The following is a 13718-nucleotide window of genomic DNA, read 5'->3' as shown; positions in this document are numbered from 1 at the left end:
ATTCCATCATGACCTACTTTACATTAACAAATGCGTGTTATCCTAGTGAATCCAAGAAGGAAATCAAATCGTCCTTTTCTTTGTCTGAAAAGAAATCAAGGCTTTCTGATACTGTTTTCTCAGCTACTGTCTCGATAGCCTTTCTGATAACTTCCGGATTCGTTGACAGGTAAATCTGAGTTGTTGCAACAGACTCATGTCCCAAGAAATCCCTGACATTATAAATGTTTACGCCATTGTCCACAAGGTGTGTGGCTTTACTGTGGCGTAATCGATGTGGGTATACAGAGCCGGTTATAATACCGGGAACCGTATCGTTTGCCAACTTAGAGTATTTCCTTATTATGTAGCGGATGCCTTGCCTTGTTAGCCGGTCACCATTCCTGTTGCAAAACATTGGGGACTCTTGCATAAGACCGAATTGCCTGATATATTTTGAGATGATTTTTTCTGTTTTTCCCAGTAACGGAATGGTGCGATATTTATTTCCCTTACCATGCACATATATCCTGCAGCATTGACCCGGCTGAAAGTCTTTGACATCTAGTGAAATGATTTCCTGAACCCTACAAGCTGAATCGTACATAAGGGATAAGATTGCCAAATGCCTTAGTCCCTCGTTAGATGATGAGTCGATCGATGAAAGCATTTGCTTTATAGCATCCGTAGACATACAATCAGGAAGCCTTTTATCTTCCTTTGCAAATGGTATACTGAGTATTTCGCTGCATTGCCCGGAGTATTCAGGTGAGATCATCATTACATATCGAAAAAATGATTTTATATGTGCCAATCTTACATTTTGGGTAGGCACCCCATTTTTCCTGACATTCGAAAGCCAAGAGAGAAACTTGAGTACTACATCGCAGTCAATCTCATCAACAGTTTTCTTTGATATGCTTTTACCGGATTCTGACATAAATTTAAGCAAAAGCTTAAAGGTGTCTCGGTATGATGAAACAGTATTAGGGCCGTAATTATGCTGTTTCATTAGGTAAGACATAAAATATCGTTGTATATAGAAGAATAAATTATCACTCATTGTCCACCTCCGGGAATAGACTCCCCAAGGATGATTCTTTCTGCAAGAAATCCGTATGTCCCTGTTCTGTGAAATGAATGTATTTTTCTGTATCTATGTAATTCACATGTCCGACGTATGCCGCCAGTATTGGAATAGCAGTATAGACATTCATTCCGTTTTCCAACATTTTTTCCAGACTTTTGGTGCAGAATGTATGCCGGATAGAATGGATATTTGGCGTCTTACCATCTGACTTGTGTATGCCTGCCGTCTTAAACATCTTTGGAAACATATATTTCATAGCATCATATGTAAGATGACCACCGGTGTAGGAGGAAGTGAAAAACGGTCTATTCTCATCAGACATATCTATAGTCTTGGCATAGTCAAATAGGACTTCTTTCAAGCTGTCGGATACAGGAATAAATCTTGAAACGCCATTTTTACCGTTGATAACATTGATCACACCGTTTGAAGTGTCAACATTCGCCCGCTTCAGTGCAAGGACTTCGCCTATGCGCATTCCGGTACCTATAAGTAATCTGACGAGCACTGGGTATATCTGCTGATGCGAGCTCGACTTTCTTGATGCAGGAAGCGTGTCGGCTGCAATAGTCAGACGGCGCAGTTCATCGTCGCTGAAAATGTACGGACGAAATTCACTCTTTACCGTTCGCATATATTTTCGTGGGACGATGACCGCATCAATTCCGAGAAGCGCCAAGAAAGAACAAAACTGGCGGAGATTCGCTGTAAGATATTGGCGTTCTAATTCGCTTAATCCATCACGAGGAGCCAGTAACTCCTCCACCATCTGGTCAGATATATGGTGTTCATAGTAAGTATTAAGCGAATTGTTCAGTTTCCTTAAGCGAACCATGGTTGAATGAGCAACTTTTTCACCTTTTCCACGCTTGAACTCTATGAATTTTTCAAAATATGGTTTGAAAAACCTTCTTCAAATTTAAGAAATTCCTTGTCATTGATCATTTTTTAGGCACCTCCAATGCTGCTGCTCGGAGATGCTCTATATCTGACCATACATAAGTTTTTGTGGATGCCGCAGATGTGTGTCCAAGTATCACAGCAATCTCATTTATCGGGGTTCCTGAAACCAAAAGGTTTGTTGCCAAACTATGCCTTAAAGAATGCAGACCATGATGTTTACCTTTGTATCAACACCGGCAATTTCAAAAAACGGTAATATCTTGTCGCCAAAGTGATCATTCATTGAGTATGCAATGTACGGTTTTCTAAGTCGGATGAACACATTCGAACAGTCTGACTCAGGACGCACATTCTTAATATAGTCAAGGAGTGCAAAAAAGGATCTCATCTGTCATGGGAAGGGAAATCTCTTTGTGCGTCTTGTACTGCGTGATATTTATTGTGCGATTTTTCCAGTTTATATTGTCAAGAACCATTGCTTTGATATCGCTTGAGCGAAAACCGTACACACTTGCCAAAAGCATCATAAGATAGACTGTTTTTCCCCATGGGGTATTCCTGTCGACAGCATTCAGGATACGCCTTACTTCTTCTGCCGTGTAAAAGGATGGGAGTCTTTCATGCTTTCCGGAATGAATCCCTGTCAAAAAGGGAATCGGATCGAAAGATAGCGCTCCTGAGAACTCATCATAGGAAAAGAAATTCCTTAACGTATACAAAATGGACGCTTTTCCCTGTGATGAATACCTATCATTGAGGGACGATACAAATCTTGCAAACAGCTCCGGCGTGATGCCCTCTAATGATGTACATTTACACTCCTCAAGAAAAGCAAAAAACACAGTGATTCGTCCGGATCTCGTGCGTACTGTGCCATCGCTCTTTTGGTCATTTCTCATGAAAGTTTCATATTTTCTGATGACATTCAGGTACGTAATGGGACAATCACGCTTATGGGTGGTATACTTTCTCTTAGGTTCTTTTCCATTAAGGATATCCAGAATCATCTGAACAGCTCTTCCTCGACGTTCTTTTGATTTTGACGGAACAGCTTCAAATGCAGGGACCCCGACGATAATACGATAGTATTCTTGGATCACATCTTCCGGAGAAACCTCCAAATCCGTTTCTTTAGCATACCGCTGTAAATCATTAGAGATCCGAATGTAAGCCTGTGCTGTTTTGGATTCAGATCCGCAGTTTTGTATGATGTGTCTTTGAAACAGTTGGATTGCATCATACAGTGTCATTGAGTAACTGGAATCAATCATGATGATAATTCCTCCTTTCTATGATTGATCCAATTATATCATATTAATGTAAAGTCGAATACCTATAATCATTAGATTTTAGATCTATTTTTATTCAGCTTTACATTAACATCCTCTTTACATTAAATCTTAAGACCGGTGTTATCACACATCCCCGCGAAGGCGATATTGTTCTGAACAAATCCTATGAGGATTTTTCCAATCACTACTGTACGGCGATCATGCCCGCAGGCGTGAAAAAGCCGAAGCAGAAGGCATCTGTTGAAGGCACTGTCGGAAAGATCGCTACAGCTATCATCGCCCGTCTTCGCAACAGCGAATATACTTCTATGATCGATTTGAAATCGGATGTTGCAGCAGCGCTGGAGAATTTCAACAACAAGCCCTTTCAAAAGCGTGAAGGCAGTCGCCGTGAGATCTTTGAAGTGAATGAGAGAATCACTCTTCATCCGCTGCCTGCCTTTCCGTATGAATACGCTGTGTGGGAATACGGACGTGTCATAGGTTCGGATTTTCATGTGACCTACCAGACCTGTAAATACTCCGTGCCGTATCGTTTCGTAGGCAAGACAGTTGATCTGAAGATCACTGACAGCATGATCGAGATATACTGCGGTCATGAACGTATTTCTTCTCACAAGCGCTTTCCAAGCTATGTCCGCAATAGGTACGACACCTACCTGGAGGACATCCCTGAAAGATTCCAGGCAACGGAATGGAATGAGCTTACGCTCCGGCAGTGGGCTGCATCCATCGGCAAGCAGACATTGACTGTCACTGACCGTATTTTCAAGAGTTACCGCACCTCTGAACAGGGCATCAACCCCGCAATGTCAGTACTGAAGCTGAGTAAGAAGTATTCGTCCGAACGTTTGGAAATGGCTTGTGAACTGGCGATTGAACATGTCAGTGTGCCGCGCTATTCGCATCTAAAAGCGATCCTTGCCTCCGGTCAGGATGTGGAATACAAGGAAAACAAGAAGCAAGAAAATGGATCGTCATCCGCTGGATTTGTGCGTGGTGCTGCCTATTACGGAGGTGACGGTCATGCTGAGTGAGGAAACAAGACGTAAGTTGCGTGAAATGAATCTTGGCGAATTGGTCGAAGCCCTTGATTTTCAGGAAAAGCAGCCGGAATATATGGCGCTTTCATTTGATGAACGGATGAATATCGCTGTTGATTATACTTATTCAGCCAAATACAATGCCAGGGTCCACCGTCTGATCAATGCAGCAAAATTTCGTATTGCGGATGCTGTGCTTGTGAACGTGTACTATGAAAAGCGCGGACTGGACAAGGATCTGATCCTGGCGCTTGGGACCTGCGGCTTCATCGAAAAGAACCAGCCGGTCGTGTTCAACGGATTCACTGGTTCCGGCAAGAGCTATCTTGCGTGTGCTATTGGCAGACAGGCTTGTATGCAGGGATTTCGCACAAGGTATATCAGGGTTCCGGATCTCATGCAGCTGCTCAGTGAAGCATCACTGGATATACATGGCAGAGCCAAACTCCTGAAGAAGTTCAGCGGATACCGTCTGCTGATTCTTGATGAATGGCTTCTGAACGACATGACAGAAAGCGAACAGCACTTCATTTTTGAACTGATCGAGCGCCGTTATGACTGCACCTCAACGATCTTCTGTACACAGTACAAACGCGAGGACTGGCACAGTCGTCTTGGCGGCGGTATCCACGCTGACGCGATCATGGACAGGATCGTACATACTGCTGCTTGGGTGTATTCAGGTGACATCAATATGCGTGAGTTGCAGGCGAAGGAGGCAGAGTCATGATGGAAAATTACTGCGCCTTCAGCAAAGATCACAAATGCCTGAAATGGGAAGATTATGAGTTGACCCGTCACGAACTTGAAGAGGCAGACAGGTTGTGCCACGGAAACTGGATTGAGATTCAGAGACTGTATGTGTACATTGACGAACTCAGATCCATTTTGGAGGAAAACAACATAGATTATCCGAAGATGTAATGATCGGTAACAATAGGCTGGTTCAATACTAATCGGATTAGAAAACCCCGTGCGTGTGGCCACCACAGTTTTCACGGTTTCCGCCTACATTCCGCTTCGCTCCATTCCGGTGGAAACCGTGAAAACATTTATTCAGGTATGATACTATCTACTCTATTGAATGACCCACTATAAGATTGACTGAATGGTAAGTGCGTTCCTTCTGCGGATTGATGCGTTCTTCGTTTCGGATTGGTGCGTTCCTTGTGGCGGATTAACGTTTTCCTTATTGCGGATTGGTGCGTTCCAAGTCATGAAATAATCACATCACAAGAATGATTACTATTACAGCAGCATTATGCCTGACATTATCAGCCTGCGGAACAACAAGCGGTGAGCAGAACGAAGAAAAGCAGACTAACGCGTTAACAAAGACGGCTGAATCTTCTGAAAAAGCAGAGAGCATTATCCAAACCGAAAATGAAACTCGATCCGATGAAAATACCGAAAAGGAGAGTGTTCATCTCGACTATGGTGATGAGGAAGCATTTGAAGCTGCTCTTAATTCGGGCGATGATCTTAACGGAAAAACTGTAAGTATTATAGCTCAGGAACTTCATCCGGAATCAATATACGGTTACAATATCTGGGCTGGTATTCATCTTAATTTTGTTTCATCGGATGACCCGAATGTTCAAGTCGGTGATGTTCTGACAGTCAGGATAACAAACGTTGAACTTGTCGATCAATCGTGGATAATCAGCTACGAGATGGTTGAAAATGCAGTTGAGGACGAATATACAATCACAGCGGAAAATCTTCCCGATACTAATGAAGAACCCGAAGAAGACACGCCTAATGCTTATGAGAGCAATAAGTATTACGAAATAATCGATGCAGCAAGCTGGATAAATTCTATCGGGAACACGGTGATAGTTCACAAGATACAGGCAAAACAGGATGTTTCGATCTCAGCTTCTCTGATCGCATATTCGGAAGACGGAAGCGTTGTCGGCAAAGGCAGTGATGATATCACGCTGACAAAGGGGCAGGTGAACTATTTTGAATATCACTTTAGCGGAGATATTTCCGGCGCGAAGCTTCGTGCTAATGCTACTGCAAAGAGTGACGGGCTTTTCACAGGGGCACGTAATGCGGTAGAACTTGTACAATGTGACATTGCCGGCGAAGAAGTTTTTCTTACTTTCAAACAGACGGCAGACGAGTTGGGCGGTTTTGCAAAATTCAAGCTGCTTCTCTATAAGGACGATCAGATCGTCGGAACTAGAGATGGGCATTTCGATGTTTATGCAAAAAATCTTAATGGCAAAGGAGCTACTGATGTTGCTGATATAACGGTTTATGAAACAGATTTCAACAGGGTCGAAGTTATCATTGAACCATAAATATGGAAAAACAGCGCTCGGAATAATTCCGGGCGCTGTTTGACTTGGAATCCATTTTTATAGTTATTTGCTAAGCTGTGGTATAATGAATATAACAAAGAAAAGATAAATCATTTGTTCAATATCACAATTGAAATATACTAATTAACTTTTAATTTCTTTGATATTGACCAATTGGTGCTTTTGTGATATAATAATTTTGAGAAAGTAAACTAATACTCAATTTGTTTATGTACTATAATCACTTCAAATAGAAAAGGGAGGATAATATGAAAAATTTGCAGAAAAAGCTATTATATGCATTAGGGATAGTAATGATGCTTACAGTGATTTCATCTGCATTTCCTTTTACAGCAGAAGCCCAAGAAGAGATTATCACCTTGACAGGGGAGCTATATGAATTCGGAGAAAATAGCAAATATGAGATTGATTCATCAGATCCGTCTGAAAACTATTTGATGGATTATAGGTTAGGTATACTATCTTTGAAAGGTGATGTTCAGAAAAGCTATAGTAAAAATGGTATACCTGCGTATGAGATAGCAGATGACGAAACGTTCAGTCTTGAGTATGAATATATTAGTTCTCTAAAAGACGCAGGAGAAGATGACTGGCATCTTATCAAAGACGGCAAAAATGTTGTAAATGGTTCAAAGCTTGATGATGATATTGATCACGGTGCCCTCATTTTCCAAACATCATTTGATGGTGATAATTGGATCGACTGTAAATCTTATGTAAATATAAAAAGTGATAAAGAGTTTGATGATGGGCAGATAAATAATATTCAGCTTATAAATGGTTGCTATTATCGTATTATCGTAGCTTATGAGATAGAAAAGCGAACTAAGGATTATTCATGGGAAATAAAGGAATTACTAAAGAAAGATAAATATGATATAAAGAAAATTGCTCAGGTATATACTTTTTATGCAGGCTATAAAGGTGCAGATAAAAATATTCCCGAAAACATCGAAACATTTGAACTTGGAAAGACCCAGGCTGTAAAGGTTGATAATGGATTTACAGACAGCATCAACATGGACAGTGATGATCCACATTTAGGCTGGGACCTTGGAAGATTTGTAGTGGGCGGATTTACATCTAATAAGAAAACTGTTACAGGAGATACTGTTTTTCTGAAAAATGTTGGTGATAAAATCACCCTCTGGTTTGACATGAACAAAAATGTTAATATAAACAAACTGAATGGTGACAAACACTTGACAATTAATTCCGATTTAAATGGATATGATTCAATTCTTAATGTACCTCAGCAGAATTTCAAGCGTGGAACACTTATTATAAGATTTACAGATTACAAAGGAATAACTCATGATCCGATAATCTATACCAACTTTCTTGAAGCACTTGTATTACCTGGCGCTAATACTAAAGTACAGTTGTTTGAAGAGGGCGATTACGAAGTATCACTGGATTATGAGATACTTGATGATAATTGGAAAGACAGATTTTATGATTACAAAATAGCATTTAATTTTCAAGTCAGGAACAGTAATGCTATTGTTTATCCCAAAGATAAGGTAACAAATACTTATCTTGCAAATGACTCTGTAACTGAAAACGGATTTATCTTGGATTGGGCAAAATCACGCTATCTTAATATAAACGTTCAACTCTCACAATGGACGAAAGGAGTAAATGGGTATACTGAAGATACTAAATTTAATCGTAGCGCAAAAGAATCTGATGAATACATAACTCCGGGAATATACACGATAAAAGTAACTAATCCAACGACTGATCCATATGGGCAAAATCCGACTGTAAAGAAAATCTACGTAGGCTCGGATAGTGTAATTATCGCATCAATGAATGCTAAGAATTCAGCTTACACTATAAATGAAATATCTGATCTGGTCGAAAATGCTGGCTACGAGATTTCAGACAGCGGTGAACTAATACCGCCAGAATCATCTAAAACTGAGGTTACATCTTCTATTGTGGAAACGTCTTATTCGATTCGAGACGATACCATAGAACCCGAAACATCATCAGTGGCAGAAAAAACTGTTGATTCTATGTCAGCTTCGGAAACAGATCAAACTACAGCACAGACTGACAGATCAAATGTATATTTTATTTGGATAGGGATTCTTAGTGCAGTTGGCATTATTGCTGTAATTATTCGAAAATATAAAGGAAACAAATAATTGCATAAAAGAGAGGTATGTGTATGAAACGAGTAATTGCTTTATTTCTATCATGCGCAATGCTGCTTACAGGGTGTGCAGGAGATACCGAGATTGAAATAAATGTAAGCGATACTGCGTCATCAGAAATCATCGATGATGAGATTTCCAAAACAAATGATGAAATATCTTCTAAAGACCATGCTGATGAAAATGATATTACATGTTCGGCCGTTGACGAGAGAGATAGTTCCGTATCAGAGTGTATTTCAGATATTCAGGATAACATTGAAAATATTAGTTTTTTGACAATGAATGATCCGGAACTACTGCGGTATGTTGAAGATTCGGTCTATTCAGAACTTGTTGAACAACTAGGCAGTGATGATTATTTCGTTGAAAACGTACAGGCGGCGTATATGCCTAAAGAATACTATGAAGAAATAGAATTCAACTCCCAGGAAAATATTTACTTTGGATATAAGGCATCAGAGCTTAATGAGATATTTCAAGGTCAAAAGTACATATTTACCCTTGATGAAAATGGACAAACAACTGTGCAGGAGATGGCTGCATTCAGAGATAACACCTACGATACAGTTATGCGTAATGTCGCTATTGGTACTGGAGTTATTTTGATTTGTGTGACTGTATCTGTAGTTTCTCCAGGTGTTGGCGCACATGCTGTGAGTATGATAATTGCGGGTTCCGCAAAAGAAGCAACAACATTTGCTATTAAATCTGCTGCTTTAGGTGGTGTATCAGCTGCTATTGTCAAGGGCATTGAAACCAGAAATGTCAAAGAAATGGCAAAAGCTGCTACTCTCGAAGCATCTGAAGGCTTCAAATGGGGAGCAATCACTGGGGCGGTTTTAGGCGGCGTCAGTGAAGGGAAATCGCTTTATGGTTCAGCAAAACAAACGGAGTTCACAATGAACCAATATGCAAAGATACAGCGAGAAACAAAATACCCTTTGGATGTTATTAAAGAATTTCACAACATGGAAGAATATCAGGTGTTTAAAGATGCCAACCTAAAATCAACAATGGTTGGGAATAAATCTGCTTTGATAAAAAGTGATATTGATCTTACTAGGATTGACTCAAAGGGAAGAACGAATTTGCAACGAATGAAAGAGGGATTAGCTCCGCAAGACTCAAATGGAATTTCTTATGAACTTCACCATGTAGGACAAAAGAAAGATGGTACATTGGCTATTCTATCACGATCAGAGCATGATAATCCTGCAATTCATGGTTTCCTTGAACGTACAGAGGCACACGCGGCAGGAAATAATTGGGATGAAGAACGAAAAGCTTTTTGGAAAGCATTTGCGTCAATGGTAGGTTGAATGGAGTATTTAAATGAGCATAATATTTGATAAAGTGAAAGAACGACAGGATTTCTACTTCGAGGGTACTGTTTCAATGGAAAAGATTAAGAATGCTGAAGATAAGCTTGGTCTTCAATTTGCAGATGATTATAAAGAATATGTGGCGCATTATGGAACAATATCTTTTAATGGCCACGAATTGACCGGAATTAGTTGCGATAGAAATCTTGATGTGGTTGCTGTTACAGAAAAACAGTGGAATAAAAATCTCATAGAAGAACATTTACTTTATGTGATAGAGGAGGCACACATAGATGGCATAGTAATATGGCAATCACCTTCGGGAGAAATCTTCCAGACTTCTCCAAATGCGGAAGCTAAAAAGATATGCAATTCTCTAGCGGAATATATCTGTATATAAAAACGGAGGGTGTTGCAACCGCAACACCCTCATCTATGCTTATTACTCAGAACCGGCTCTATTACATACAAAAAACTACTAAAAGAATAAAGACGTTTTACTCGATTTGAGCTGCTTTATAGTACCATCTTTGTAAAGACGATATTTTGCACTGCGTTTTGCTTTTAATGCAAAAGGGCTGTTTTTGCCGAAAATTTTAGCTATAAACTTACTGACCCCAGATGTTATATAATATGTGGAGCTAATCTCAACACCATCGTCATGATATTTAGATATCTTCCAACCCCATGATCTGAATCCCCAGGAATGACCATCACAGTCTTGATCGACTTGGACATTGAATACTTTGGTACCGTCATAATTAAAGCTTACTGTATCAGTAATATATACTTGACCTGATTGTTTTGGAACAAGTTTGTATACTTTTTTTACACTCTTAATTTTTGTTTTCTTATTTGCCTTCGATTTGTTCTTTGCAGCAAAATCATTAAACGCTTCCATAGCACCGGAGATTTGTCCCGAGTATGCGGATGCCTCGATAGTCGAACTTACACTTGCTGCAAAATCAGCAAAGAGAATAACAAAGCAAAGGATTAGTGTGGTTATAACATTCTTATTAATTATCATAATTAAAGCCTCCTGATTGTTTACTTTTTTCGCTTACGGATATTGACATGAATGGATTCGCGAGATTCTGTGCCTGGAATTAAATGCCCTAATTATTTGATGTTGTCATATGATTTACCTCCTTCGCTTGACAATTAAGTATCAATAATGTATAATTTACACAATAAAGTAGCATCCATTTTAATTTATATGCAGCGCACTATATTGGGTTGTAAATTATAATTACAGATTCCTAGATATTGATATATCTGACTTTTTCTCTCTTGAGCTTGATTGTATTATACCACATTATTAGGTTTATGTCGTCAAGTAATACTTGACTTTTTTGGGGGAGGCTTTTTATATGTCAATAAAACAAGAATTTATGAAAACACTTTTATTACCGAAGTATCCTGATAGTATTGAATCTGGCATAATATCAAAACTGAGATATTTAAATTTGACTTTCTACTCGTCTATTTCTGATATTTCTGACATATTAGATGATATTGAGAATAGTAATAATCAACTAACGTACAGTGATGATATTAGAGAATTTAGAAAATTTTATCACTTAAGTTGTGAAATTGAATCCTATGCCATAAAAGTATGTGGATTATATTATTCAAGGTGGATTCTATATGCTGCTTCTCTAGATGAGATTTACATAAATATTGAACAAAACCGTACAGTCTTTGAGGAAAAATTCAAGGAATGGAAAGAAATCCTTGACAAGAATATTTCACTATTAAGTTTTTGGGGTGATGGCTGTAAAATTTTAATCGAAATTCTGACGAATCATTATACCAATATAGCCGATGTAATTCGGGATTATTTATACTACATTAATGATGCCATCAATAACAAGTTAATTGAAGGCCCGAGTCATTCATCGCGGAAAGATTTTCTAATTAGACCTAATCCTCTGTATCTTTCTGAAGCTGACCGTAATGAATTATATGAACTCTCTCACGCAATACCTTTCAAAACGCTATTACTACAGTTTATCGATGAGTCAGGAATGACTGATGCAAATGTATACAAAGCCGCTGGGATTAGCAAACAAGTTTTTTCGTATATTCGTAATAATAAGCTTCGTTCTCTCAAGAAAGAAAAAATCGTATCTATTTGTATCGTTCTAAAGTTAGACATGGAAAAAACACAAAGATTACTTGCAAGTTGTGGGTATGGCTTATCAGAGTATATACCCTTTGATAGAATTATCATCTTTTGCATAAGTAAAGGTTGTTATGATGTTGATGAAATTAACGAACTACTTTACGAATTCAATCAACCTACAATTTGCGGAATTAAAGAGTAATATGAATTTAATACAAGGAAGATGCTTTACCATATAAGTGGAGCATCTCCTTGTATCGTATTATTCCCAATATACAGAGTATCGTGATTTATTGCAAGATCTAATAATTCACGTGTTTCAGTAAATTCGGCCTTTACTTCCCTTGAGTCAGTCATCATACCAAAGTACAAATGCCCTATGATGCATAATGAATTTTGAAAAACTCTATGTCACCATTCATTTGAAATCACCGTCATTTTAGTTCTGTGTCACGCGTGACACACCCACATTCCAAATTTCCTTGAAAATACTGTCAAATAATGAATTTTTTATTATAAACGGATTGACAGAAAGAAAGTAATATTGTATAATGTAATCACAAATTATTTTATTGGAGGTAATAGCAATGGCAGAAGAAAAGAAAACCGAAAACATAAAAGCACCCGCAGCTGAAGTAAAAGCAGAAGTTGCGACTGAAGTTAAGAAAGAAGCGGTGAATGAAACTAAGACAGAAGCTGTAATTGAAGCTGTCAAGGAAACTGCAAAGGAAGCTGCAGCTGAAAAGCCTGTAAAGAAAACTGCTGCCAAAAAATCCCCCGAAAAGAAAACGGCAGCTAAGGCAAAGGCCTCTGCAAAGTCTGCTAAAGAAAAGAAAACTACTTCAAAAACCAAGACAACCAAAACCACAAATGCACCCATAGCTGAAGCAAAGATAGAAGCAGTGGCCGAAGTTAAGACAGAAGCTACAAACGAAGTTATTAATGAAGCTGTAAAGGAAGTATCTGCTCCTAAGTCTGAGAAGAAGACTGAAGAGAAGAAATCGGCAGAAAAGAAGCCTGCGACAAAGAAAGCTCCTGCTAAAAAGCCGGCAGCTAAAACAAAAGCTGCTTCAAAGACTGCAGCTGCGAAGAAAACTACTACTAAGAACACTGCAAAGACAGAAAAAATAGTCAAGAACGCAGTTGCTCCTGTAGAGACAGTTAAGATTCAGTTCTTTGGCGATGAATTTGATCTTGCAGAGATCAAGAAGGCTGTTGAAGCTGATTATAAGAATAAATTCAAGGGCAGTGTTAATTCTGTCGAGTTTTACATCAAGCCGGAAGATAAAGCGGTTTATTACGTTATCAACGGCAATTACTCTGATAAGGTAGATCTTTGATAATACAACGGGAACAACTGACTTAGGGTTGCTCCCGTTTTTTATACCAGATTGAAAATCAGGGCTGATTGTGGTATAATTTGTAATGTAAGTAATGCGAGGAATAGCTCGTATAAATTAAATCGGAAT

The 13718-nt window shown here is 38.9% G+C and carries 14 protein-coding genes; 9 read left to right on the top strand and 5 right to left on the bottom strand.

The window, feature by feature from the left end; translation table 11 throughout:
* Nucleotides 1-37 precede the first annotated feature (37 nt).
* The 4 genes from RUMAL_RS17510 to RUMAL_RS17500 all read right to left on the bottom strand — a co-directional run bounded on the left by RUMAL_RS17510 (nt 38) and on the right by RUMAL_RS17500 (nt 3243).
* Nucleotides 38-1042: a tyrosine-type recombinase/integrase gene (locus RUMAL_RS17510; RefSeq protein WP_013483433.1), complete on the bottom strand. Its 1005-nt coding sequence runs from the start codon at nt 1040-1042 to the stop codon at nt 38-40.
* Nucleotides 1035-1904 (bottom strand): tyrosine-type recombinase/integrase, encoded by an 870-nt coding sequence (locus RUMAL_RS17505; protein WP_013483432.1) that lies wholly within the window; start codon nt 1902-1904, stop codon nt 1035-1037. The genes RUMAL_RS17510 and RUMAL_RS17505 overlap by 8 nt, the downstream gene beginning before the upstream one ends.
* A gap of 106 nt (nt 1905-2010) precedes the next feature.
* Nucleotides 2011-2178 (bottom strand): tyrosine-type recombinase/integrase, encoded by a 168-nt coding sequence (locus RUMAL_RS22610; protein WP_272868114.1) that lies wholly within the window; start codon nt 2176-2178, stop codon nt 2011-2013.
* 156 nt (nt 2179-2334) lie between these two features.
* Nucleotides 2335-3243, bottom strand: coding sequence for a tyrosine-type recombinase/integrase (locus tag RUMAL_RS17500; protein ID WP_242843416.1), 909 nt, complete (start codon nt 3241-3243; stop codon nt 2335-2337).
* 233 nt (nt 3244-3476) lie between these two features.
* Between RUMAL_RS17500 and RUMAL_RS17495 the strand changes: the two genes are divergently transcribed.
* From RUMAL_RS17495 to RUMAL_RS17465, 7 genes are all read left to right on the top strand, one after another.
* Nucleotides 3477-4301: a Mu transposase domain-containing protein gene (locus tag RUMAL_RS17495; RefSeq protein ID WP_242837738.1), complete on the top strand. Its 825-nt coding sequence runs from the start codon at nt 3477-3479 to the stop codon at nt 4299-4301.
* The gene (locus RUMAL_RS17490) at nt 4291-5037 is read left to right on the top strand and encodes an ATP-binding protein (RefSeq protein WP_013483431.1); all 747 of its coding nucleotides are present in this window, start codon (nt 4291-4293) and stop codon (nt 5035-5037) included. Before RUMAL_RS17495 ends, RUMAL_RS17490 begins: the two co-directional genes overlap by 11 nt.
* On the top strand, nt 5034-5231 hold the full coding sequence (locus tag RUMAL_RS17485; RefSeq protein WP_013483430.1) for a mobility-associated LCxxNW protein: 198 nt from the start codon (nt 5034-5036) through the stop codon (nt 5229-5231). The genes RUMAL_RS17490 and RUMAL_RS17485 overlap by 4 nt, the downstream gene beginning before the upstream one ends.
* Nucleotides 5232-5545: 314 nt before the next feature.
* Complete coding sequence (locus tag RUMAL_RS21010; RefSeq protein ID WP_013483429.1) at nt 5546-6616, top strand: hypothetical protein; 1071 nt, start codon at nt 5546-5548, stop codon at nt 6614-6616.
* A gap of 269 nt (nt 6617-6885) precedes the next feature.
* Nucleotides 6886-8790 (top strand): hypothetical protein, encoded by a 1905-nt coding sequence (locus RUMAL_RS17475; RefSeq protein ID WP_013483428.1) that lies wholly within the window; start codon nt 6886-6888, stop codon nt 8788-8790.
* A 23-nt stretch (nt 8791-8813) separates the two neighbouring features.
* The gene (locus RUMAL_RS21005) at nt 8814-10121 is read left to right on the top strand and encodes an HNH/ENDO VII family nuclease (protein WP_013483427.1); all 1308 of its coding nucleotides are present in this window, start codon (nt 8814-8816) and stop codon (nt 10119-10121) included.
* A gap of 13 nt (nt 10122-10134) precedes the next feature.
* On the top strand, nt 10135-10524 hold the full coding sequence (locus tag RUMAL_RS17465; protein ID WP_013483426.1) for an SMI1/KNR4 family protein: 390 nt from the start codon (nt 10135-10137) through the stop codon (nt 10522-10524).
* Between the two features lie 78 nt (nt 10525-10602).
* Here RUMAL_RS17465 and RUMAL_RS17460 read toward each other — a convergent pair whose 3' ends face one another.
* Entirely contained in the window at nt 10603-11151 is a 549-nt protein-coding gene (locus RUMAL_RS17460; protein ID WP_013483425.1) for a hypothetical protein, read from the bottom strand.
* Between the two features lie 343 nt (nt 11152-11494).
* Here RUMAL_RS17460 and RUMAL_RS21000 point away from each other — a divergent pair, with 343 nt between their 5' ends.
* Both RUMAL_RS21000 and RUMAL_RS17450 read left to right on the top strand, forming a co-directional pair.
* Nucleotides 11495-12451: a helix-turn-helix domain-containing protein gene (locus RUMAL_RS21000; RefSeq protein WP_013483424.1), complete on the top strand. Its 957-nt coding sequence runs from the start codon at nt 11495-11497 to the stop codon at nt 12449-12451.
* 385 nt (nt 12452-12836) lie between these two features.
* Nucleotides 12837-13589, top strand: coding sequence for a DUF6465 family protein (locus RUMAL_RS17450; RefSeq protein ID WP_013483423.1), 753 nt, complete (start codon nt 12837-12839; stop codon nt 13587-13589).
* Nucleotides 13590-13718: the final 129 nt, after the last annotated feature.

Source organism: Ruminococcus albus 7 = DSM 20455, from assembly GCF_000179635.2.
Taxonomy (GTDB): domain Bacteria; phylum Bacillota; class Clostridia; order Oscillospirales; family Ruminococcaceae; genus Hominimerdicola; species Hominimerdicola alba.
This window is presented reverse-complemented; position numbering and strand designations above follow the sequence as displayed.